We start from the raw sequence: 23216 nt of genomic DNA, 5'->3' as shown, positions 1-23216 counted from the left end.
TGCGACCAAAAAAATGCTGGCAGATTCAATAAAAACCGAGAGGAATTGACATGAAAAATTAGTTAAGTATAGAACAACACCCAATAATATATTTTTCAAGAATCCAGATTAGCAATTCTGTAGATTTCGTCTACTTCCTCTTTATTTAAAGTGGTCTCAACTATATCATTTTTTGTTAATTCAGTTACATCATGAATACCAGTAGGGGTGGTAGCCATTAAGTTGACTATATCCATCGGATCCAATTGATAGGATTTTAAACTTTCCACGGTTTCCTGTGGTATAATTCCGGCTTCTAAAAGCTCGTTGATTCGTATCCAGAATGGTTTATAATTTACCAGTTTTTCCCTTCGTTCATCCAGTTCTTGTATAAGGGATGGTTCATTTATTAATTCATTATTGGTTAAATGGTTATAGCCTTTTTCTGTGATTTCTACAATCTCAAGTTTTCCATATTTGTCTCTTAATTTAAAGTAACCATTGATGTGCTATCTCATCAGGCAGTTTTCAATGGCCAAATCCCTGCGAGGTTTAATACCTAATGTTTTTTCTATTTCTTCTAAATGGTAACTTATTTTTTCTACATTATTTGCCATATCTGAATTATTATCATTTTCCTAGTTATTCTCATCCATTTTTGTTCCCTAACTAAAACAAGTGTGGCTAATTTAAAGTTTTATCTTTATAAACCAGTAACAGAGTAAATTATATTTTTAAATTATGATTATATATTTAGCTCTTTTACATAAAAATTTATTAATACTACAGATAAAGCATAAAAACTATATAAAATATAAAAATCATAAGTTACTGGGTGTAGATATCACAAGAAAGATTCATATTAACCACCCAAACTGTGATAACTCCCCCGAATAACACAGATTGGGCGGATAAGCCTATATTGACTACTTTAACCACATCTCCCGATGGTTGAACCCCACTCAATCATTAAATTCGCTCGTCCACTACTTTCAAACAGATGTAGAGTTTTCCCTCATTCTCTACCTCTGCTGTCAATTCCTTACTATGCATTATAAATATATATAATAAATGATGCTGTAAATTTTTCTGCGTTAAATATTATAAAGGCGTTAAAATTTTCAACTGCTTTAATGCACTTTTAGATATACAATATCAGAGGGTAGAACGCATAATGAAAAACTTTGAAGCTGTAATTGTTGATGGTTATGTAGATGAACCGGCATGTTTTGGTGTGCCACCCTACCTGTCACCCTATCCAAGGTACATAGCAGGAGCTTTACATGAATGTAATATTAAAAAACAAAACATTCATTACACTACTATAGACCAGTTACGCAAATTATCTTCCATGAAAGAAACCATCAAACAGGCTGATACTGTTATTATAATAGCAGGTATGACTGTACCCGGTAAATATCTTCGAGCTTCACCGATAACTCTTAATGAAATTGAGAGTGTATTTAAAATAGCATCAGGTTCCAAAATACTCGGCGGTCCTATTCGTCTGGGTTTTAGTAAACAGGGTGGGGAATCTGCTAAAAAACTTGGTATTAATATTGAGGATGTTTATATTGCTAAAGAGGATATTGAATCATTTGTATATGATTTTTTGCAAAATAACCAACAAATTGGAAACATAACCCACCGGCAAAGAACAGTGGAAGAAATTGGAAGATGGGCTATAAATGGTGCTTTTATTCACCAACAACATCCTGATTATCCTTATATCATTTGTGAACTGGAGACTTATCGGGGGTGTGGAAGAAACACTCATTGTTCATTCTGTACAGAACCGTTTTATAAAGAATCCAAATACAGACCTGTAGAAGACGTTATATTTGAAGTTTCAGAGCTTTACAATTCAGGTGCCAGATATTTCAGAATTGGTCGACAGCCTGATCTTTTCACCTATCAATCTATTGAAAACACTAATGATATATCTGAACCTAATCCAGAAGCCATTGAAAAACTTTACAGGGGCATAAGGGATAAAGCTCCTGATTTACAGGTTCTTCATATGGATAATGTAAACCCGGCTACTATAGCCAGATATCCTGATAAATCCCGCAAAATACTGGATATTATCTTGAAATATCATACAACCGGTGATGTATGTGCTCTCGGTATGGAGAGTGCTGACCCTGATGTAGTGTCTGCCAATAATCTTAAAGCAACACCGGAAGAAGTATTAGAAGCAATTAAAATTATTAATGAGAAAGGTGGTAAATGTGGATACAATGGGCTTCCAGAGATTCTACCGGGTTTGAATTTTGTTTACGGTCTCAAAGGAGAAACCAAAAAAACCTTCAAAAATAACTACGATTTCCTGAAAAAAGTGTTTGATTCCGGGTTGCTTGTAAGGCGAATAAACCTGAGACAAGTGGTTACCTTCCCAGGAACTCCTATATATGGTAAGGACACCGTCACAAAAAAACATAATAAACTATTTTTAAATCACAAGGAAAAAGTCAGAGAATATATTGACAAACCAATGCTTAGAAAACTTGTTCCAGAAGGTACAATACTTAAAAATGTGTTGTGTGAAGTCCATAAAGATGGTTTTACTTTCGGAAGACAATTGGGTTCATATCCGTTGCTTGTAGGTATTCCGGAATTGCTTCCAGAAAATAAATTTATAGATATAATGGTTACTGGTCATGGACACCGTTCAATCACTGGCATACCATATCCACTAAGGATTAATGAAGCATCACTGGAACTAATTAGTGAAATACCGGGTGTTGGGAAGAATCAGGCAGCTGAAATCTACAAAAATATTCCTTTCAAAGATAAAAATGATTTTATGGAAAGAGTGGAGAATGGTGAGAAATTAATAAACTATATTTCCCTTTGAAATATCATCCAAACAGCCTGTTAATCAATTCGGTATCCTTTGCGATTTTTATACTTACAAATCCGCCTACTAAAAGGTTCATATAATAGGTTAAAACCCGCCATGTAATTACAGTGATACCTATCAAAGATGGGACAACAAAAACTGAAAAAAGGGTGGTAGCTCCCAGTTCCGCGACACCACTTGCACCGGGTGTTATCGGAACAGCTGTGATAATCAAAAGCAAAATCTGGGCTGCGAAAGTTATTATTACAGGCGGGTTCAGGTTAAGTCCCATAAGAATCACTGGTAATATGGAAAATAAAAATAACCAGTAAAAAACTGTAAACAACATACCACAAGCCAGACTTGTTCGACCCTCTCTTAACAGCATTCTGAGGCTTGCATGGAAATTATAAAATTCTGAATCAATTTTTTTGAGCACATGGTAGATTTGATCTTCTCTTTTTTTACCCAATAATTTAGTTAATTTGATAGCAATAAAACGTATAATGCGTTTCAGATTTTCAGGTCGTAATAAGCCATATAACATTATTAAAAGAACAGACATTAGTATAAATTCACCCATGATAAAAACAATGTCCAGACTTGAATCCGAAAATCCGTCTCTTAATATGTAAAGAGCTACAGGGGCAGAAAAAAGGATTAAAAATGCATCCATAAACCGCTCTCCCAAAACTATTGCAGAAGCACGTCCTATAGGCAATTCATTTTGGTGCAGTAATTCAATCCGTAAAGGCTCGCCTCCTATTGATGAAGGTGTAATTGATGCTGCAAATTTACCAGCTGTCACAATTTTAACACAACTTAAAAATTTGATTTTATAATCAATACCCTGACACATAGATTTTGTACGAAGAGCCCACATAAAATATGCGACTATATGCATTATAACTGCCAGTACAATGTATTCATATTTGATTTTGAGGACGGTTTCAATGGTTTCAGAATTAACAGTGACAATAAGAAGAAGTAGAATAGATATACCACTTATTAAAAGTGAAGCTTTCATCCATTTTTTAAATTTACTCATGTAATCAATCCAGAATACCAAAATGAGATTAACTTTCGTGGTATTCCGGATTGATTAAACTGGTTGTTACATTTTCGGAATCACTAACATCTATTTCTGGCCATATTTTAACATTTGAGTGAATTGTTGCGTTATCACCGATAGTAACCTTTGCCCCCAATACAGTACCGTTTTCAAGACTTGTATTTTGACCAACACTAACATCGTTGTCGATTACTGCACCTGACGCATTTGTATTTTGACCTATTTTAACATTATTGAAGATATAGGATGAGAAAATCCTGGCATTGTTTTCGATAACACAATTTGAACCAATTACAGTATAGGGGCTAATAAGAACGTTGTCTCCTATCTCTGTATTTTCACCTATGACAATGGGTCCCACAAGAGATGAATTTGAACCTATAGTAACATTGTTATCAATTTTTAATGGTCCACTTATGCGTGCATTTTTTGTGTTAAAGCGTCCCATAATTGATGTACCGGTTAAAGAAGCAAGCATCCAGCGCTGAGCTGCCCTATAGGCAGCAGGGTTTCCTACATCAGTCCATTCACCGTAAACAAGGAATCCACTTATATCCTTACCTGATGACATGAGTTTGGGGAATACATCTTTGGCAAAATCGTATTGGGTATCTTCAGGTATGTAGTTAAAAATTTCAGGGTCACATACATAAATACCTGTACTTGCGAGGTTACTGAATATCTCCCCGGAATCGGGTTTTTCCAGAAATCTGTGAACCTTGTTGTTGACATCCATATCTGCGATACCAAATTCTCGCGGGTCGTCGATAGAAAGCAGTCCTATAGTTATCATTGAGTCGCCTGTTGTTTCATGGAATCTAAACATTTCACGCAGGTTCAGGTTCAGAACATGGTCTCCGCTGAGCACAATAAATGGTTCATTACCAAGCAAATGTTCAGCGTTTTTTACACTTCCAGCAGTACCCAGTTTTTTGTGCTCATATACATAATTAATATGAACCCCAAACATTCGACCGTCTCCAAGCTGTTCTTCTATCATGTGACCCATATATCCAAGGGTAACAACAATCTCTGTAAAACCCTCTTTTGACAGGTGCTCAATCAAATGGGTCAAAATCGGTTTATTCAAAACAGGTATGCTTGGTTTTGGTCGCTCAAACGTTAAAGGATGAAGCCTTGTTCCTTTTCCTCCACACATTATACACGCTTTCATGCTTAACCGATATTGTTCTTTTTATTTATAGATGTAACGATTTTTCAAAAAAAAAATCCTATCTGTAATTATTGGGGATGTTCAACAACTGAAATATCGTTTTTTTGTTGGATTATGATTTCTCTTTTTCCTTTGTATTTGTCCACTGCACCCTCAACATGGATATAAAAACCTTTGTTTATTTTTTTATCTAAGGTTTCTGCACCGTTGCTGTTTGGAACAAATACTTTGACCAAACCGGAGTTCCATTTTAAATTTAAAATTAGATGGTCTCCATTATATGTGACATGTTTTCCAAGTACAGTTCCTTCAAGATATACTTCTTCACCGATATTTGAAGAATCGCTGTATTCCTGAAGACCATTATTTGCAGGAAAGAAAGTAATGTAGGCTATAGAAAGAGAAGAAAGAGCCATTGCAATAAGCACTACAATTATCTTCCCTTCTTTCTCCATAGAAACCGTTAACCAGTTTTATGTATAAATATTATTTTTTTATTGTTCCGGTGGTTCTCCGTTATTCTGTGTATTTTCATCTTTTTTAATAGAGTTTATTGTTATATCAAATACTACAGTTTTACCGGCAAACGGAGAATTGGCATCAAGTGTTATGTGAGTTTCATTAACATCACTAACAGTTATTGGACCCATTTGTGTCATTATTTGTTCTCCTTGTTCAGGAGTTGTGTTTGAATTTGTGGCATTTTGGTATTCTTCAATAGTCATTGATTGAACCAAATCTTCTCGATAGGGTCCAAAAGCTTCCTCTGGAGGCAATGTTAAGGTTTTTTGCTCACCTTCACTCATACCAAGAACGCCTTCATTGATGCCTGCTATCATTTGTTGAGAACCAACTTCAAATTCTAACGGTTCCCTTGATTGTTCGATGTTATCATTTTCTTCAGCGATGTCATCTACAGAGGTTTCAACAACTGTACCATTTTCATACATTAGTGTATAATCCAATGTTACAATATCTCCATTTTCGACTACATTTTCCCCTGTACCTGTAGTGTCATTTCCATTTGTGTTGTCATTCATTCCTGCACATCCACTAAACAGAACAACACTACCAATTAACAATATCAGAACTAATTTTTTCAAACTCATAGGTTAAATCGATGACTACCACATTGATAAATATTATGATAACTGATATACATAACCGGCAAAATTAGTCAAAGCGGCTAAGTCGAGGTGGAAATTTAAAAAAGAGTGGACAGGTCGAAATATTGTAAATTTAAGCATTTATAAAAGAGAAAAAAAATAAGATAATTGGATAAGGTGCTAATTAATGGTTTTTAGTAATCTTCACATTTTACTTCAAAGTAATTGTATGGATGGTCGCACGAGGGACATTTTTCAGGCGGTTCTGTACCGGTGTGTACATATCCTTATTCTTTAGCAAGTTTTGCAAAATTGGTATATCGGTTCCTTGCAAGACTTTCGCCTGTGAATGCTTTTTTCAAGTTCTCTATGGTTTTCTCCAAGATATGTCCCTCATCCTTAACATCCAGTTGATTTGTTATAATTTGCTCTTACTTACCAGATTCTTTTTTAAAGCATATGAACCAGTCGAGGCAGTACGTTCCTTCCTCTGTTGATTCAGCTCGCTGTTCCGCAGTATCATAATCTCCAGCAGGTGGTATTATCACATCCTCACCCGGATTCCAGTTTGCAGGTGTTGCAATATGTTCCTTATCGGTTTTTTGCATGGCGATAATCATTCTCTTTATCTCGTCCATGTTTCTACCGGTTGATTGTGGATAATACAGTATTGCCCTGATTTTTGCATGCGGGTCGATTATAAAAGTAGCTCTAACTGCCTGTGTAGTAGAGGCGTTGGGCTGGATCATGCCGTATTTTTTGGCTACTTCCATTTTCAGGTCTTCAATAACTGGAAAACCAACTCTGACATTTTTCATGCCTTTGTATTCCATCTTTTCTTTTATAGTTCTCAACCATGCAATATGTGAAAAATTGCTGTCTATAGAAAGTCCTATCAGTTCCGTGTTCAATTCTCTGAATTCTTCCTGCATGTTAGCAAAAGTCATAAATTCTGTAGTACATACAGGAGTGAAATCAGCAGGATGGCTGAATAATATCACCCACTTTCCATTATAATCATCAGGAAAGTTGATTTTACCCTGTGTAGTGTTTACTGTAAATTTAGGAGCATCGTCACCTATAAGAGGTAGACTCGTCTGTTCTTGTGTATTTGATTCGTCCATGTTTTCCACACTCTCCTTACTAATTGTAAATGCCAAAAATTAGCATTTATCTATAAATTGTATTGAAAGATAATTATTTAATGATTACGACACAACACATTTTTTGATAAATATGGTTTTCTGGAAAAGAAATTATCAAAAATCCAGCATAATTGGTTTTTTTAGTATCCCTTCATAATATAGGCAATTTCTATCTGAGAAAGAAGCCATGTATAAAGTATCATTGATGACTTCTACAAAGCCATTAAAATATCTATATAGAAGAGGGAGAACTTTGCCATCCTAAATTTTCAAAGAACATCGATTATTTTCAATTTGAATCTGTTTTTTAAAACTTGAATTTAACCAGTATTCTGGTATGTAAACTATAGAATAAAGTTTATCCCCATAAAGGATCATTACCAAAACGGTTTTTCCAATCTTCGTCCATCTGTTTTTCAATTGGTAAATTACTGATTATGTCTTCTTTTTTAAATGAATACTTTTGGTAATGACAATATTTAATGATGATTCTATATGCATTGATTATTTCTTCAGTTTTAGCTTTACAAATATCTGGATTTTGCTGACACTTATCCGGATGCCATTTTTTTATTAATCTGCGGTATGATTCTTTTATTTCTTTCATTGTAGCTTTTTCGTTTAAATTCAATACTTTTGATGCCTCATAGATCTTATCAGGGTCCAAATCATCATCTTTCATCGAATACCTCCCTGTTTCTCAGAAACGACAACTACAAAAACGCCTTCTCCATATCCTCTTTTAAATTCTTGAATATCTTTGATATCTTCTGGATTTCCAAATATGGTCTGTAATACATCAATATCCTTAAAATTGAATTTTTTCAATAAACGTAGGACATCATCAGTCGAATAAAAATCAGCGTGTTTATAAAATGTACTTTCGTTTTTAGATTCAAGATATTTTTTGCCTATAGGACTGTCTTTATCTATAAATCCAATAATAAAGCGTCCATGTTCTTTTAAAATTCTGTAGACTTCCGAAAAGGACTTCTCTAAATTATCAAGAAAACATAAAGTAGTCACCATTAATACAAAATCATAACTATTATTATTCAATGGCAGTTCTTCAGCTGTTCCACTATATACTTTAATTCCTCTACTTTTAGCTATTTTTCCCATATTATATGAGGGTTCAACACCTTCTTCAATACCTAAAGGTTTGGCAAATCTTCCAGTACCTATTCCAATTTCTATTCCATCCTATTTATGGGGAATATAATTCCTAATTGCCTCCAACTCTGACAGATATACAAATTTATATTTTTCAAACCAGTTTTCGTATTTTTGGTAATATTTGTCAAAGGGTTCAATCTTAGGCATCAATTTTTAATATGTACGGTTTAATTTATAGCTATTGATAATATAAATTTAAACTGGAATCGTTTTTTGTAAAACATTTGTTACAAATTAAAAGTTTACGAAAGTGGGGCAACAGGGGTACGTGAAAGCCAACGACTTTACAGGCTGTCCGGCAATTAATATTAAAGTGGATATCTTATACAAAAGGACCTACCAAGTAACATAAATTATCAGTCCTGATTGTTTCTTTTATATCAAGTGACAGCATCCGTGACTGGTTTTTGGATTATTGGATAAATGCTATTGATACATAAATTAATCTATAATTTATATTTATTTGTCTAATTGATAAAAATAGATTGATTGTAGTCCAGAATTGTCGGACAGGCTCTTCAGTCGTGGGAGAGTAGTCAGCAAATATAAATTCCCTTAGGTTAATCAAAAAATCTTTATGGACCGGTCGGGATTCGAACCCGAGGCCTCTACCAGTCTGGATGTATTGCATCTGTGCAACACAATTGCCAAGGTAGCGATCTTCCATGCTGATCTACCGGCCCTTAATGTTAGCATTCCAAGATATAACCTTATCTACATAAAAGTATCGCTAATTTTAACTGTCTGATATTTTGTTGCTGATAAAGTTATTTTTTAAGTGTAAAAACAAAGCGCAACGTTAAAATATAAGCATGTATATTGGGGTGGTCGCGTCTTGAAAATAAACAAATCGGGCCCGTAGCTTAGCCTGGTGGAGCGCACGGCTGATAACCGTGAGGTCCTGCGTTCGAATCGCAGCGGGCCCACTACATTTTTTCTGCAATTTTTCTAAGTATTTTTCAAAATTTCTATTGATTTTACTTATTCTGTTCTATTTTTATATTAATTTGAATTACTGTCTATATATAAAATAAAATCCATAAAACTTATTAATAAAAAATATTATATGAGTTTTTATAAAAGATTTGGCTTATCGGTGATTTAATGGAAGATGGCGATGAAGTAATGTTGGATGATAAAAAGTATGAGATGGTGGAAATTCTTAGGAAAATAAATATGACCAGACCGGTGGCATTAACGCTTGCCTGTTTATCGGATGGTTATGAACTCACCTCTCGCAGTATTGAGAAAGCTACAGGATTAAGACAGCCCGAAGTAAGCATAGCAATGCGCTATCTTCTTGATAATGAATGGGTTGAAATCAGGGAAGAAAAGAAAAATGAAGGTAAAGGGCGTCCTATTAAGTTATACAGACTTGTTGTTCCTCTTGACACTATAATCAACAATATAGAAAACGATATCCTGTCCCAGAACAAATCTATTCTTGAAAATATTGAGCGTCTCAAAAACCTTTCCTGAATTAACTGACAATTTATTGTCAAATTATAGCAATGGATTTAATGTTTAAATCCCATTAGCTTAATTACTTTCAATTACATCATATCATTTTGATAAGGAGAATTATATATTGGGTACAATAAGTGAAAAAATATTCAGCCGTGCATCAGGGGAACAGGTAAAAGCTGATGAATTTGTCATTGCAGATGTGGATTATGCAATGGCACATGATGGTACAAGCATTCTTGCAGTAAAATCTTTCAGGGACATGGGGGTTGAAAAGGTATGGAATCCCGAAAGAATAGTGATACCCTTTGACCATCTTGCTCCTGCAAATACAGAAATAACTGCATCACTTCAAAATGATATTAGAAACTGGATTAATGACCAGCAGATAGAACATTTTTATGAAATCGGATATGGTGTATGTCATCAAGTATTACCCGAAAATGGATTCGCTATGCCGGGTAAGTTGCTCGTTGGTGCGGATTCTCATACCTGTACATACGGTGCATTTGGATCTTTTGCTACTGGTGTAGGTGCGACCGATATGGCGGAAATTTTTGCGTCTGGAAAGCTCTGGTTTAAAGTTCCTGAAAGTATCAAAATAACTGTTGATGGGACTCTTAAAAATCATGTTTATGCAAAAGACCTGACTTTGTATATAATTGGTAAAATGGGTTCTGCTGGTGCTACCTATAAAGCTGTTGAATTTTACGGTGATGTAATAGAAAACCTGTCAATGTCTGGACGTATGACCCTTTGCAATATGGCTATTGAAATGGGTGCCAAAACTGGAATAGTGCCTCCTGATGATAAAACATTTGAATACTTAAAAAACAGAGCTGTTGAAGACTACGAACCTGTTTATTCAGATGAAGATGCGATTTATTCAGAAGAATATCATATAAATGCTGATGAACTTGAACCACAGGTAGCCAAACCGCATTCGGTTGATAATGTTGCCAATGTCACTGATGTTTCGGGAACAAAGGTAGATCAGGTGTTTATAGGAACATGCACAAACGGGAGATTGGAAGACCTTGAAGTTGCTGCTGAAATACTTAAAGGAAAAAAGGTAAGTGTCAGAACAATTATTGTACCAGCGTCCCGTTCCACTATGATAGAAGCTGTTAATAATGGTACGGCTGAAATACTGCTTGATGCAGGAGCAACATTTGGTACTCCAGGTTGTGGACCATGCCTTGGTGGACATATGGGCGTCATAGGTGAAGGTGAGGTATGCGTCTCAACCGCAAACAGGAACTTTAAAGGACGAATGGGAAAAGGCGGGTATATATACCTTGCATCACCTGCAACTGCAGCTGCATCAGCTATAACGGGTGAAATTGCAGACCCAAGAGATATTTAAGAGGGGGAATAAACATAACTGAAGATATAAACAAAGATAAACTGGAACATCTTCTGGAACACTGGATAGAACACAACAAAAACCACAGCCAGAGTTTCAATGAATGGGGAAACAGAATACGTCAGGCAGGGTTTGAAAAGGTTGCTGATGAATTACTGGAAGCAGAACAAAAAATGGATGAATGCACACAGATACTGGAGAGAGCAAAAGAAAAAATGGACAATGAATAACCTAAGTTTTTTATTTTTTATATTTTAGATATAAGCACTTCTGTGCTGGATTTTCTGACAACTTTCTGTGCGACACTCCCCATCAAAAATCTGCTTATTCCTGATTCACCGTGTGTACCCATTACTATCAGGTCGATGTCGTTATTTTCCGCATAATCGATGATTTGTTCAGCTGGGTCACCCTCAAGGAGCTGGGTTTTAACTTCTACATTGTTTTTATCACCTAACTGCTTAACCTCATTTGTTGCCTGTTCTCCTTTTTTTCTAAGATAATTATAAACTTCCCTCTCCCATCGTACGTTTATAACATAGATTGCATGTACTTTGGCACCGAATGATTTGGCGAATTTTATTCCTGAATTCACCGCCATTTTGGAATATTCTGATCCATCGGTAGCAATCAATATATCTGCATAATGTTTATTATTGCTCATAAAATACTCCCCATATCAATTTGGGCAGAACCTGTATAAAAAATAGTTGTAAAGGTAGTATTTTTTATCTTACGTTTGGGAAATTATCCCTTTTTTCACTCACATTCGGTTTATAAACGTCTTGTTTGCTGCGTACCATTTCTTTAATTTTTTCTTTTTTCTGTTTTAATACTTCAGGGTTTGGATTGGGGCCTCTTACAACAAGAACTTCTTTATTGGAGTTTCTTACGACCTTTTCAGCTACACTCCCGATTAAAAATTTTTGTAGACCGGTTTTACCATGAGTACCCATTGCTATTAAATCGATTTCATTTTCATCTGCAAAATCAATAATCATTTCATTTGGGTTTCCTTCCAGCATAACGGCTTCTACTTCTAAACCATAGTCTTCTCCGAGTTGTTTTATATACTCTGTTGCTTCTTTCCCCTCTTTGCTTAATTCATTGTATACCTCTTTTACCCATGCTTCCTGTGTACCTCTGAGTGTAAATCCAGTAGGAGCCATGACATATAATGCATATACTTTCGCCCCACTCAGCCTTGCAATCTCAAGACCTGAATCAATTGCCCCTTCAGAATTTATTGAACCATCAGTTGCTATCAAGATTTTATCATATGATTTATTTTCCATAATATAGTCCCCTCACAATTAAGTATTAATTCGTATAGTTATTATTTTTTATGATGGTATATACAAGTTATCATTGTTTGCGTGGATTAATAAAATTTAAAAATTAATTATTTAGGTGGTTAATAGATGTCGGGGATGAGTAAATGAGGTATATTTCAAGGAAAAAGTCAAAAGATGTGGGGTTGCCGCCGGGAAGCCTTGTCTATCAGGGTGAAAAAAGATCTGAAGATGTAAAAATTACTGTAATAGATTATAGTGAAAAAAGTGTGCAGGAAATGGTTACAAAAAATGTAGAGGATTGTTTTCCTTTTAAAGATCAGCCTTCTGTAACATGGATTAATATTGATGGTCTGCACAAAGTGGACATAATAGAAAAAATTGGAGAACATTTTGATTTGCATCCGTTAGTTCTGGAAGATATCCTAAATATTAGCCAGCGTCCAAAAACGGAAGATTTTGAAAATTATATCTATACAGTATTAAAGATGTTTACGTATAATAAACAGGAAAATGAAACCAACATTGAACAGGTTAGTATAGTAATTGGCTCTAATTTTGTTATATCATTTCAGGAAAAAGAGGGAGACATTTTTGACCCTGTAAGGGACAGAATCAGGTTTAACAAAGGTCATATCAGGAAAATGAAATCTGATTACCTTGCGTATTCCTTGATAGATACGGTTGTGGATAACTATTTTATAGTACTGGAGGAAATCGGTGAGCAAATAGAATCAGTAGAAGATGAATTATCCAAAAACCCCGATCCAGAACCAGAAACCCTGCAAACAATTCATGGTTTAAAACGGGATGTTCTTTTTCTGCGTAAGAGTATCTGGCCTTTAAGAGAAGTTATAAACACCCTTAATAGAAATGAATCCAGACTTATCTACAAAACCACTCAATTATTTTTAAAGGACGTTTATGACCACGTGATTCAGACTATAGAAACACTTGACACTTATAGAGAAATGCTGACAAGTATGCTTGACCTTTATCTATCAAGCATCAACAATAGAATGAATGAAGTTATGAAGGTATTGACTATTATTGCCACCGTATTCATACCTCTTACATTTATAGCGGGTATTTATGGTATGAATTTTGAATACATGCCGGAACTATATTGGAAATGGAGTTACCCGATATTATGGATGATTATGGTTTCAGCAAGTCTGTTTATGTTTGCTTATTTTAAAAAGAAAAAATGGTTGTAAGTTGGTTAGAAACCGCCACGTCCAAGTTCTGCGTGTGCTCGTGCCAGATGTCCAGCAGCCTGTGCTCCTATAAGTGAAATTTCACCGGCAAGAACAGAAGATGCAATTATTTCTGCCAATTTCTTAGCATTTGAACCTGGGGGATGGCCTGAACCAGCTACACCAAGCAGGTCGAGGCAGTCTTTCTGTGTTCCGATACCTGTTCCACCGCCAACAGTGCCTACTAGCAGGGATGGAAGTGTTACTGAACAATATAAGTCCCCATATTTGGTTACTTCCATTGTAGTGATTGTGTTGCTACCTTCCACTACATGTGCAGTATCCTGGCCACATGCTATATTCATAGCAGCGATTACATTTGCAGCATGTGCATTGTATCCAAGCGAACCAGCACGTGCTGAACCCAATAGGTTCTTTCTGTAGTTTACTTCTGCCATTTCTTCAGGTGTGGATTTTAACCGGTCTTCTATTACCTTTTTCGGAATTTCAGTTTCTGCAACTACAGTTTTACCTCTACCCTGTATGCTATTGATAGCGGCTGGTTTTTTATCGGTGCACATATTGCCTGAAAGGGATATCGGATCAGCACCAAATTCATCTTCTATAAGGTCGACAAGGGTGTTTGTGGCTATTGTGACCATGTTCATGCCCATAGCATCTTTTGTATCATAGGAAAATCTCAGATACACAGTATTGCCCAGTACATAAGGGTCAACATCAACAAGTTCACCGTGGCTTGTGATATCACTTATCTTATCTTGCATATGTTTGATTGTATCTGGTTTTTTTATCCACTCTACAAATTCCTGTGCTCTTGCTACATTTTCTACTTTAAACGCAGGAGCTCTGGTCATCACATCCTGGAATATTCTAACATTTGCACCATCTGAACGGGTTATTACTGAGCATCCTCTATTAATACTTGCAACCAGTGCACCTTCAGTAGTTGCAAGGGGGATGTGATAATCTCCATCCGCATATTCACCATTAACTTTTAATGGTCCAGCAACCCCAAGAGGAATCTGTACTGCACCTATCATATTCTCGATGTTTTTCCTTGCCACTTCTTCAGCATCGATATTATGATTCTGAATATTTTTAAATGAGATATCTGACATTTCTTCCACTGCCTGTCTTCGCAGTTTAACAGCTGTATTTGCATCGGTATATTTCTCAATTTTTCGGAGTGACACTTCCCCTGATTTTATTTTTTCAAACAATTCATCTTCTTCCATTCTGGTTTCATTTTCCTGTTCCATGAGTAACTAACACCTTTGAAGTTGAAAATATATTGGCTTTGTTGATATTAAAATTCCTGTAACCAGGTAAATTACCCCACGACTAAAGCCGTCAGTAGTATTTAACCTATGATACTGTTTATTATTGGTGATACAAATATTTCACTCTATATGGTTATTTATAAAAATGAATGTATAATTATTTGTTTAAGGTCCATAATTCTGGAACATATTTAATATGCCAGTAGTAATAAACTCTATTGATATAGCTGCCAATAACAGTCCCATGATTCTTGTAAAAACCAGCATTCCAGTATATCCCATAATTTTGTAGAGACGTCTTGAAAAAATGAATACATAAAGTGTTATTATAAAGGTAGCAATGATTGCCAGAATAACTACTAATTTATTCAAGATTGTATCAGAATTGCCCATAAGGACAATTACTGTTGTGATTGCCCCCGGTCCGGTTAGAAGAGGAAGCGCAATTGGGAATATCCAAACATCTTCTCTGTCTATATATTCTGAGATTTCGTTTTTTGTTATACTTTCTCTTGATATTTTAGCATGCATCATATCCAGTGCAACTGTAAAAAGTAAGATTCCACCTGCTATTCGTAGAGAATCAACACCGATTCCGAAAATATTTAGAACAAAATTACCGGTTAGAGCAAAAGCCAGAGCAATAACACACGCAAGCAGAACTGCACGTTTTGCTACCATATTTTTTGTTTTATCATCCATTTTATTTGTCAATGAGATGAAGGTTACAACCGCTGCAAGAGGGTCTACAATAACAAATATAGATACAAATGCAAAAACAAAAATCCCCACATAGTCCATACAATAAAATATCTAACAGACATATTAAAATTAATGGGGTTAACAAAAGGCATTGTAACTGAATTCTGAAACTTTATTTCCAAAACCATATTTCTTTTAACATTATAACTTATAACCAAACTTTAGGTTTGATATTTGGGGTATATCAGACAGGAGGGGGTATATATAAGAACAGAATGCTATAATATTAATGATACCTATAATCATTTGAACAGATTATTAAATCATAAGGTCTTCAAATTTCTGGTGGAAGTGCGGTATATAATAGCATTTTATATCATTGGTGATATTCTGACAACATGGTTTGCTATAACCAATGGATATGGTTTTGAAGGTAATAGCCTGCCTTCAACAATAATTTCTGAATATGGTTTTGTAGGGCTTACCATATTGAAACTGATGGTTCTTCTGTTCCTGTATATTTGTTATGTTATGGATAAAAAATCGAAATCAGGGTGGAAATTTGGAAAGCATACCATTAATATAATGGGTATTGTTCTTGTTGCAAGTAACCTTGCAGTGATTATATTTGGTCAAAGTATCTTCGGTATTGCTGGTGTGGTTTAAGTTAAAATAAAAAGAGAAGTAAAAGTTATTTATTCAATTTTTTCAAATTTTGATTTTGGAGCGCCGCATATAGGACATACATCAGGTGCTTCATTTTCGACGGTGTTTCCACATACCTGGCAGACGTAGTAATCAACTTCTTCATTGTTGCCCATGTTATCCAGTGCCTTCTGATATAAATCAGCATGAATCTTTTCAACTTTGTTTGCTACGTCAAAACTCCATTCAGCTTTTGTTTGTTCTTCCTCTTTTGCTTCTTCTATATAACCCGGATACATCTGTTCAAATTCAAAGGTTTCGCCGTTTATAGCTTCCTGTAAGTTTTCATTGGTGCTTTTAACTTCGTCAAGTATATCCAGATGATTGTGAGCATGCACTGTTTCTGCAGCTGCGGCAGCCCTAAACAATTTAGCTATTTGATTATATCCGTCTTTCTCGGCTTTTTTTGCAAAAGCAAGATATTTTCTGTTTGCCATTGATTCGCCTGAAAAAGCATCTTTTAAATTATCAGTAGTACTCATTTAATTCTCCCTCCATTTAATTTACATGTGTATTCTGGATATTGTTTTTAATATATTAGATTAACTAATAAAACATTAATTAAAAGTTAATTTCTATTATTAAACATGGTGAACATACTGATAACGTCATTGTAATTGATAAACTTAGTAACATTAGATAACTAATTTTATTATCAATCACATTCGTGAGATATACTCACTGGGTGTAACGCTACACCCTCTATCCCATCTAAATCAGGGATTGCTTTCTTCATAATATTATAGGCACCATTTACATCGGCATTGATTATAGTGCCGTTAGATGATCGGAAAAGCCCTCTTTTAATTCTTTTACCAAGATAAGAAGTCCTTCTCTCAACTGGTTCACCATCGAGGAACGAACACTTCGATGTGTAGGATTCTTCTTGCTCAATTACTTTCAATCCAACATCTTCGGCTTTGTATTTTAGTTGTTCAAGAAGTCTATGAAATGGAATCTGTGTGAACTTTTGGTTATTACGCTTACCCATATACACTTCTTGTTTCCACCCTTCGTTATATCCAATGACTAGTGTGCCGATGTTGTGTTTGACACAAAAATCAATAACTCTTTTACTTGCTTTATGGAAGAAGTCATTGATTTTCATTTTATATTTATGGTATAGTTTTTTCAGTTTTTTGCTGTTTTTGATGCCTAATTTATCATAAATAGATTTTAGTTTTCCAGCTTTTTTGTTGTAGAACTGGTTTATTGATTTTGCGACTCCGCCCTTAATAACAATCGGTTTTTCACCGATGTTATTCACCATAGTGACGATATTATTAATACCCAAGTCGATACTGGCGATGTTTTCTTCGTTTGGATCTGGTGTTTCTAAATCCTTCTCGTAAACAATTTCACACTTATAACCAACTCCCATAGGAAGAATTCGAACTTGATTTAGTTTAGTGTCATCTGTAAGACGAGTTTCTACTTGCAGGTTCGTTTTCTTCGGGAACTTGAGGACTCCTTTTTTTATCTTACACTGTTGGTTTGTGAAAGAGAGAATATTTTCGCCATTTTTCTTTTTATATTTTGGTGGGTTGGGTTTTGAATAGTAATTTTCTGGGTTCTTCTTCCAGTCTTTAATTGATTGGAAGAAAGATTTCCAGTTTTTATCCATCAGTTTTAGTGTCTGTTGTGCTGTTTGTGTGGGTAAAACAGAATGATTTTCAGTACCTTTTAACTGTTTATTTAGTTCTTCGTATCTTACCCAATCACCTTCATCATTTAGGGATTGTTTAACTATGAAGTTTGCCTGGTTGTATAAGTTCTTGGAAATATGACACAACCAGCTAAGGTTTTTATCATAATTTAGGTATATCGTTTCGGTCCTTTTAACCATAACAATCTCCATGATGAATATAATTGATTATATTTTCTGTTATCAATTCTTATATATTTTACTTATAAAGTATACTATATTTTAATTAAATATTTCCAGCTGTTAGCTATCCCATATTTCCAATCAATACTAAATTGATTGGATTTTATTTATTCCTCTCTATTTAGAAACTATTCCCAGTTTTACGGGTTAACATTATATACCACATAGATTTTTTTGTATCATAAACCTCATAACTCGATGTTATCTACAGGATATGTAGTCTATATTTTAAGTTGTGCATAGAGGATTAAACATCATGCTGGACACACTTCAAAAATCGCTGGAAATATCTCCAGTGATTAAAAAGAACAATTACTATTACTTTATAAATCCTATAACCGATGGTATCCCTTCGGTAGAGCCTGAATTATTACAGGAAATAGCCAATCATATAGTTGAAAATACCAAAATGAATGTGGACAAAATTGTTTCAATCGAAGCTATGGGCATCCCTATTGCAACATCACTGTCTCTTAAGTCAGGTGTTCCACTATCAATAATTAGGAAAAGAAAATACGGTCTGAATGGTGAAATTGCAGTATCACAGAGTACAGGATATTCAAAAGGTCAACTTTACATTAATGGTATCGAAAGTGGTGACCGTATACTGATAGTGGATGATGTGGTCAGTACCGGTGGTACTCTCCAATCTGTTATCAAAGCGTTGATCGATGCAGGAAGCATAATAGATGAGGTTGTGGTAATTGTTGAACGTGGTGAAGGGGTATCAAAATTAAAAGAGATGAACATACCTGTCAAATCCCTTATTAAAATCAATGTGGATGAAAAAGGTGTTTCAATAAGGGAGGTAAATGGTGGCAAACAATGAAAGGTTTGAATTTCAAACACAACATCTGATTGATATTATAAATAAAACAGAAGCATATGTTGTAGGTTTACAATTACCAGAGGGATTAAAAAGAAAGTCTATTGATATAGCATCAAAATTGGAACAATCTACATGTGTAGAGGTCATAGTATCTGCAAATCCCTGTTATGGGGCATGCGATATTGATACTGATATACTGGATGATGTGGACATTCTTTTCCATTTCGGACATTCAGAACTTGATGACTGCAAATACAACGAAAAAATTTACTACATCAAAGCGGCTTCTGAAATAAATATTTCAGAAATTGTCAAACAGGCGATGGAAAATATTAAAGCTTACCGCGTAGGGGTTCTCACTACAGTCCAGCATGTACATAAACTGGAAGAAGTGCGTAAAATTATTGAATCCTGTAGTAGGGAATGTATAATCCAAAAAGGAGACACGAGGATTGCCTACCCCGGACAGGTTCTTGGATGTAATTTCTCATCGGCTGAAATAGATGAATGTGATGAATACTTATATATCGGCAGCGGTGAATTTCATCCGGTAGGAGTTGCGGTAGCAACCGGTAAACCTGTCATGGTTGCAGACCCGTTTATGGATAAAACATATTATGTAGACCCATCCAGAATATTGCGCCAGAGAAGTGCTGTTATTGCAAAGTCACTTGATTCATCTACCTTTGGAATTTTGGTTTCATCAAAGATTGGACAATATCGTATGGAACTGGCAAAATATTTAAAAAACCTTGCAAAAAAACATGGCAAAAAAGCATATATTTTGACCATGGACCGTGTAACATCTGACCAATTATTGCAATTTAAAGTGGATGCATTTGTTAATACTGCCTGTCCAAGGATAGCAATCGATGATGTGGGACATTTCCCATCTCCAATGCTTACACCTCAGGAATTTGAAATAGTACTTGGGGAGCGTAAATGGGAAAAACTGGTATTTGATGAAATAAGAGGTGTACAATAATCCGATGAAACAGCGAAAATTAGAAATGTTGCTTGAGCAGGTTGAAGGTTTCAATAGTCCGGATGCATCACTGGAACAATATACTACACCCGCTCCAATCGCTGCTGAATTACTTCATTTTGCATATATGAAAGGTGATATTAGAGACACAGTATATGATATTGGGTGTGGAACAGGGGTTCTTGCTATCGGAGCAAAATTACTGGGTGCTGAAATAGTAACAGGATTTGATACTGACCACTATGCTCTCCAGATCGCTGATAAAAATGCCAGGAGTATGAATGTAGACGTGGATTTTATATGTAAGGATATAAGTAATATATCAGGTGAAGCACAGACAGTGGTCATGAATCCCCCTTTCGGTTCACAGGTAAGAGGCAGTGACCGACCGTTTTTATCAAATGCTTTAAAACTGGCAAATGTAATATATTCTATACACAACAAAGGAAGTAAAAATTTTATTGAAAAATTCATAAGTCCTGCTGTTGTTACAGAATGGTATAGGACAGGGTTTCCGTTAAAACGAACATTTAAATTCCATAAAAAAGATGTAGAACAAATTGAAGTTGAAATCTATAGAATCAGTCAGTCTCTATAAAAACTGGTTTTTATAACTATTATTACAATTAACCCAACGAGGGATTTTTATTAGAATAAGAAAAAGACTTTCAAGAAGGAAAATAAAAGCTTCTGATGATAAAAAACCTATAAATAATTCCGATAAATCTATAAATACACAAGATAAAAATTACGAACCTAATGACACAACTGAATTCAAGGAGAAAGAAAACATCAGCCAAGATGAAGAGATGACACTGGAGTCAGAAGAATCAGAGGAACTTGAAGACTATGAATCTAATTTTGTGATGCCGGGTGATTTTGTAGGAACTACTGAGGAATATATACCCGGTGAGGGGACTTACATGTATCACGGGAATATATATTCACTTGTTGCAGGAGATGTTGTTGTTGATGATAATTCCCGTTCAGTATCAGTGATTCCGAATACAAAAACACCACCATCCATAAAAGAAGGCGACATTGTTATCGGTGGAATAACCGATGTTCGCGATTCAGTAGCTATAGTGGGACTTGAAGCAATCAAAGATAAAGGAGAAAGGGAATTTCAGGAGTCCCGGCCTGCTGCGATACATGTGTCCAATGTAAAAGATGCTTATGTCAAAAAGCTTTCAGATGAGTTTGCACCATTTGATATTGTAAAGGGGAAAATTAAAAGTGCCAAAAACCTAAGTCTTAGCACTTCTGAAGACTCTCTTGGAGTTATGAAAGCCTACTGCACAAACTGTAGGAGTGCAATGGAAAAGGATAATAATAAACTCAAATGTCCCAATTGTGGAAAAACCGAAAAACGAAAGATATCTTCTGATTATGGAACAGGTATAATCTGAAGTTTTTTAAGGTGAGAAAATGGAATTAAAAATTTTAAACAAGACTGATTATGAAATAAATATGGAGATACAGGGAGAAGACCATACCCTGCTTAATGTTTTAAAATCAATACTTCTTGAAGACAGCAGAGTTGAAATCGCTTCATACGATATGAAACATGTTAATGTAAGTGAACCTATACTGTATGTCAAAACCGATGGTACAGACCAGATTACTGTTATCAAAGAGGCTTTATCAAAACTCATCTCCCGTTGTGATGAGTTTAATGAAGTATTCAGCGAAGCAGTTAAAGCCTGTTGAAATCAATACCTGAATGTCAAGTATAACATATTGTTGGATGCTTGACCACTTTTTTTATATATAACATGTATCAATTTTACCAATTCACAATGTGAATTAAACAATATATATGAGAGGAATAAAAAGATGGCACTTGATGAATCATCACTACAAAAATTTGGGTATATGGAACGTGAACCTTTAAACGCCATCAATATAGACCCATTACAGACAGGTGGAATACTGACAGAGGAAGCCCGACAAGCACTTGTCCAGTGGGGGGATGGATATTCAGTATGTGACTTCTGCCCGGGAACACTTGACCAGATTAAAAAACCAAAAATCAAAGATTTTGTTCATGAAGCTTTACCGGAATTCATAGGGGCAGATGAAGTTAGAGTGACAAATGGAGCCCGTGAATCCAAATTTGCTGTCATGCACTCGGTAGCTAACGAAGGGGACTGGATTGTTCTTGACAATCTGGCACATTATTCATCACATGTAGCTGCACAGCGTGCACGGTTGAATACTGAAACTGTATCCAGCACCGGTCATCCTGACTACTGGATAGATCCAGAGGGATACGCAAAAGCTATTGAAAATGTTATAGATGAGAGTGGTAAACCTCCTTCAATGGCACTTCTCACCTATCCTGATGGAAATTACGGAAATCTGCCTAATGCAAAAAAAGTTGCATCTGTCTGCCATGAATATGATGTGCCACTGCTTTTAAACTGTGCATATTCCATCGGCAGAATGCCAATAGATGCCAACGATATAGGTGCAGATTTTGTTGTAGGTAGTGGTCATAAATCAATGGCTTCATCAGGACCAATAGGAGTTTTAGGTGTAAGTGAAGAATATTCTGATATAGTGTTTAGAAAATCACCTACACATAAAAAGAAGGAGGTAGAATTACTCGGATGTACTGCACGTGGTGCTACATTAATGACAATGATTGCTTCATTCCCTAACGTTGTGAAAAGAACCCGTGAATGGGACAGGGAAGTTGAAAATGCACGATGGTTTTCTGAAAAACTCGAAAATCTTGGGATGAACCAGGTTGGTGATAAGCCGCACAACCATGATCTCATGTTCTTTGAAGCACCAAACATATACGAAATCTCCCAGAAAGCAAAATCCGGACGCTATTTCCTTTATAAAGAATTAAAATCCAGAAATATTCATGGTATAAAGGCGGGACTTACCAAGTTCTTCAAATTGAGCACTTTCAGAGTCGGACGTGAAAATCTATCTACTGTTGTAGATGCATTTGATGAGATTATTAAAAAATACGAATAAATT

The 23216-nt window shown here is 35.3% G+C and carries 27 protein-coding genes, 2 tRNA genes and 1 pseudogene; 13 read left to right on the top strand and 17 right to left on the bottom strand.

Annotated elements, in window-relative coordinates:
• Positions 1–95 precede the first annotated feature (95 nt).
• Positions 96–236 carry a hypothetical protein gene (locus METEV_RS12390; protein ID WP_157197311.1) on the bottom strand — a complete coding sequence of 47 codons (141 nt, stop codon included), beginning with the start codon at positions 234–236 and terminating at the stop codon, positions 96–98.
• A 917-nt stretch (positions 237–1153) separates the two neighbouring features.
• Between METEV_RS12390 and METEV_RS06880 the strand changes: the two genes are divergently transcribed.
• Complete coding sequence (locus tag METEV_RS06880; RefSeq protein ID WP_013194802.1) at positions 1154–2836, top strand: radical SAM protein; 1683 nt, start codon at positions 1154–1156, stop codon at positions 2834–2836.
• A gap of 4 nt (positions 2837–2840) precedes the next feature.
• Here the strand turns inward: METEV_RS06880 and METEV_RS06875 are convergent, their stop codons facing one another.
• The 10 genes and pseudogenes from METEV_RS06875 to METEV_RS06840 all read right to left on the bottom strand — a co-directional run bounded on the left by METEV_RS06875 (position 2841) and on the right by METEV_RS06840 (position 9177).
• A complete protein-coding gene (locus tag METEV_RS06875; protein WP_013194801.1) occupies positions 2841–3869 on the bottom strand; it encodes a lysylphosphatidylglycerol synthase transmembrane domain-containing protein in 1029 nt (342 codons plus the stop codon).
• A gap of 28 nt (positions 3870–3897) precedes the next feature.
• Positions 3898–5067: a sugar phosphate nucleotidyltransferase gene (locus tag METEV_RS06870; protein WP_013194800.1), complete on the bottom strand. Its 1170-nt coding sequence runs from the start codon at positions 5065–5067 to the stop codon at positions 3898–3900.
• A 68-nt stretch (positions 5068–5135) separates the two neighbouring features.
• Positions 5136–5522, bottom strand: a complete 387-nt coding sequence (locus tag METEV_RS06865; RefSeq protein WP_013194799.1) for an OB-fold nucleic acid binding domain-containing protein — start codon at positions 5520–5522, stop codon at positions 5136–5138.
• Positions 5523–5561: 39 nt separating this feature from the next.
• Entirely contained in the window at positions 5562–6176 is a 615-nt protein-coding gene (locus METEV_RS06860) for an FKBP-type peptidyl-prolyl cis-trans isomerase (protein WP_013194798.1), read from the bottom strand.
• Positions 6177–6367: 191 nt separating this feature from the next.
• A pseudogene (locus METEV_RS12925) lies at positions 6368–6451 on the bottom strand (rubredoxin-like domain-containing protein); the annotation flags it as partial.
• A gap of 9 nt (positions 6452–6460) precedes the next feature.
• Entirely contained in the window at positions 6461–6556 is a 96-nt protein-coding gene (locus tag METEV_RS12920; RefSeq protein ID WP_332258407.1) for a ferritin family protein, read from the bottom strand.
• 48 nt (positions 6557–6604) lie between these two features.
• Entirely contained in the window at positions 6605–7297 is a 693-nt protein-coding gene (locus METEV_RS06855; RefSeq protein WP_013194797.1) for a peroxiredoxin, read from the bottom strand.
• Between the two features lie 379 nt (positions 7298–7676).
• On the bottom strand, positions 7677–8000 hold the full coding sequence (locus METEV_RS06850; RefSeq protein WP_013194796.1) for a J domain-containing protein: 324 nt from the start codon (positions 7998–8000) through the stop codon (positions 7677–7679).
• On the bottom strand, positions 7997–8503 hold the full coding sequence (locus METEV_RS06845; protein ID WP_269634957.1) for a class I SAM-dependent methyltransferase: 507 nt from the start codon (positions 8501–8503) through the stop codon (positions 7997–7999). Before METEV_RS06845 ends, METEV_RS06850 begins: the two co-directional genes overlap by 4 nt.
• 569 nt (positions 8504–9072) lie before the next feature.
• Positions 9073–9177: transfer RNA gene (locus tag METEV_RS06840), tRNA-Ala, on the bottom strand.
• A 169-nt stretch (positions 9178–9346) separates the two neighbouring features.
• Here METEV_RS06840 and METEV_RS06835 point away from each other — a divergent pair.
• From METEV_RS06835 to METEV_RS12385, 4 genes are all read left to right on the top strand, one after another.
• A tRNA-Ile gene (locus METEV_RS06835) sits at positions 9347–9420 on the top strand.
• 178 nt (positions 9421–9598) lie between these two features.
• Positions 9599–9973, top strand: coding sequence for a transcriptional regulator (locus tag METEV_RS06830; RefSeq protein WP_013194795.1), 375 nt, complete (start codon positions 9599–9601; stop codon positions 9971–9973).
• Between the two features lie 118 nt (positions 9974–10091).
• Positions 10092–11324: a 3-isopropylmalate dehydratase large subunit gene (locus METEV_RS06825; protein ID WP_232216912.1), complete on the top strand. Its 1233-nt coding sequence runs from the start codon at positions 10092–10094 to the stop codon at positions 11322–11324.
• A 99-nt stretch (positions 11325–11423) separates the two neighbouring features.
• Positions 11424–11582, top strand: coding sequence for a hypothetical protein (locus METEV_RS12385; RefSeq protein WP_157197310.1), 159 nt, complete (start codon positions 11424–11426; stop codon positions 11580–11582).
• Here the strand turns inward: METEV_RS12385 and METEV_RS06820 are convergent.
• Both METEV_RS06820 and METEV_RS06815 read right to left on the bottom strand, forming a co-directional pair.
• The gene (locus METEV_RS06820) at positions 11572–11988 is read right to left on the bottom strand and encodes a universal stress protein (protein WP_013194792.1); all 417 of its coding nucleotides are present in this window, start codon (positions 11986–11988) and stop codon (positions 11572–11574) included. The two genes, METEV_RS12385 and METEV_RS06820, sit on opposite strands and share 11 nt — an antisense overlap.
• Before the next feature lie 64 nt (positions 11989–12052).
• Positions 12053–12619 (bottom strand): universal stress protein, encoded by a 567-nt coding sequence (locus METEV_RS06815; RefSeq protein WP_013194791.1) that lies wholly within the window; start codon positions 12617–12619, stop codon positions 12053–12055.
• Between the two features lie 143 nt (positions 12620–12762).
• Here METEV_RS06815 and corA point away from each other — a divergent pair, with 143 nt between their 5' ends.
• A complete protein-coding gene (gene corA, locus METEV_RS06810) occupies positions 12763–13833 on the top strand; it encodes a magnesium/cobalt transporter CorA (RefSeq protein ID WP_013194790.1) in 1071 nt (356 codons plus the stop codon).
• A 5-nt stretch (positions 13834–13838) separates the two neighbouring features.
• Here the strand turns inward: corA and hmgA are convergent, their stop codons facing one another.
• A complete protein-coding gene (gene hmgA, locus METEV_RS06805; protein ID WP_013194789.1) occupies positions 13839–15092 on the bottom strand; it encodes a hydroxymethylglutaryl-CoA reductase (NADPH) in 1254 nt (417 codons plus the stop codon).
• Positions 15093–15278: 186 nt separating this feature from the next.
• Positions 15279–15914 (bottom strand): MarC family protein, encoded by a 636-nt coding sequence (locus METEV_RS06800; RefSeq protein WP_013194788.1) that lies wholly within the window; start codon positions 15912–15914, stop codon positions 15279–15281.
• Between the two features lie 252 nt (positions 15915–16166).
• On the opposite strand from METEV_RS06800, the gene METEV_RS06795 reads away from it, so the two are divergent.
• Entirely contained in the window at positions 16167–16481 is a 315-nt protein-coding gene (locus tag METEV_RS06795; protein ID WP_198008140.1) for a DUF5658 family protein, read from the top strand.
• 29 nt (positions 16482–16510) lie between these two features.
• On the opposite strand, the gene METEV_RS06790 is transcribed toward METEV_RS06795, so the two are convergent.
• Both METEV_RS06790 and METEV_RS06785 read right to left on the bottom strand, forming a co-directional pair.
• Entirely contained in the window at positions 16511–17002 is a 492-nt protein-coding gene (locus tag METEV_RS06790; protein WP_013194786.1) for a rubrerythrin family protein, read from the bottom strand.
• 173 nt (positions 17003–17175) lie between these two features.
• Entirely contained in the window at positions 17176–18366 is a 1191-nt protein-coding gene (locus tag METEV_RS06785; protein ID WP_013194785.1) for an RNA-guided endonuclease InsQ/TnpB family protein, read from the bottom strand.
• Between the two features lie 298 nt (positions 18367–18664).
• Here METEV_RS06785 and hpt point away from each other — a divergent pair, with 298 nt between their 5' ends.
• From hpt to pscS, 6 genes are all read left to right on the top strand, one after another.
• On the top strand, positions 18665–19237 hold the full coding sequence (gene hpt, locus METEV_RS06780; RefSeq protein WP_013194784.1) for a hypoxanthine/guanine phosphoribosyltransferase: 573 nt from the start codon (positions 18665–18667) through the stop codon (positions 19235–19237).
• Positions 19221–20222, top strand: a complete 1002-nt coding sequence (gene dph2, locus METEV_RS06775) for a diphthamide biosynthesis enzyme Dph2 (protein WP_013194783.1) — start codon at positions 19221–19223, stop codon at positions 20220–20222. The genes hpt and dph2 overlap by 17 nt, the downstream gene beginning before the upstream one ends.
• A 4-nt stretch (positions 20223–20226) precedes the next feature.
• Positions 20227–20820, top strand: a complete 594-nt coding sequence (locus tag METEV_RS06770; RefSeq protein WP_013194782.1) for an METTL5 family protein — start codon at positions 20227–20229, stop codon at positions 20818–20820.
• Between the two features lie 211 nt (positions 20821–21031).
• Positions 21032–21631 carry an exosome complex RNA-binding protein Csl4 gene (locus tag METEV_RS06765; protein WP_013194781.1) on the top strand — a complete coding sequence of 200 codons (600 nt, stop codon included), beginning with the start codon at positions 21032–21034 and terminating at the stop codon, positions 21629–21631.
• A gap of 19 nt (positions 21632–21650) precedes the next feature.
• Entirely contained in the window at positions 21651–21932 is a 282-nt protein-coding gene (locus METEV_RS06760; protein WP_013194780.1) for a DNA-directed RNA polymerase subunit L, read from the top strand.
• Positions 21933–22058: 126 nt separating this feature from the next.
• A complete protein-coding gene (gene pscS / locus METEV_RS06755) occupies positions 22059–23213 on the top strand; it encodes an O-phospho-L-seryl-tRNA:Cys-tRNA synthase (protein ID WP_013194779.1) in 1155 nt (384 codons plus the stop codon).
• Positions 23214–23216 lie beyond the last annotated feature (3 nt).

It is taken from the genome of Methanohalobium evestigatum Z-7303, assembly GCF_000196655.1.
GTDB lineage: Archaea > Halobacteriota > Methanosarcinia > Methanosarcinales > Methanosarcinaceae > Methanohalobium > Methanohalobium evestigatum.
This window is presented reverse-complemented; position numbering and strand designations above follow the sequence as displayed.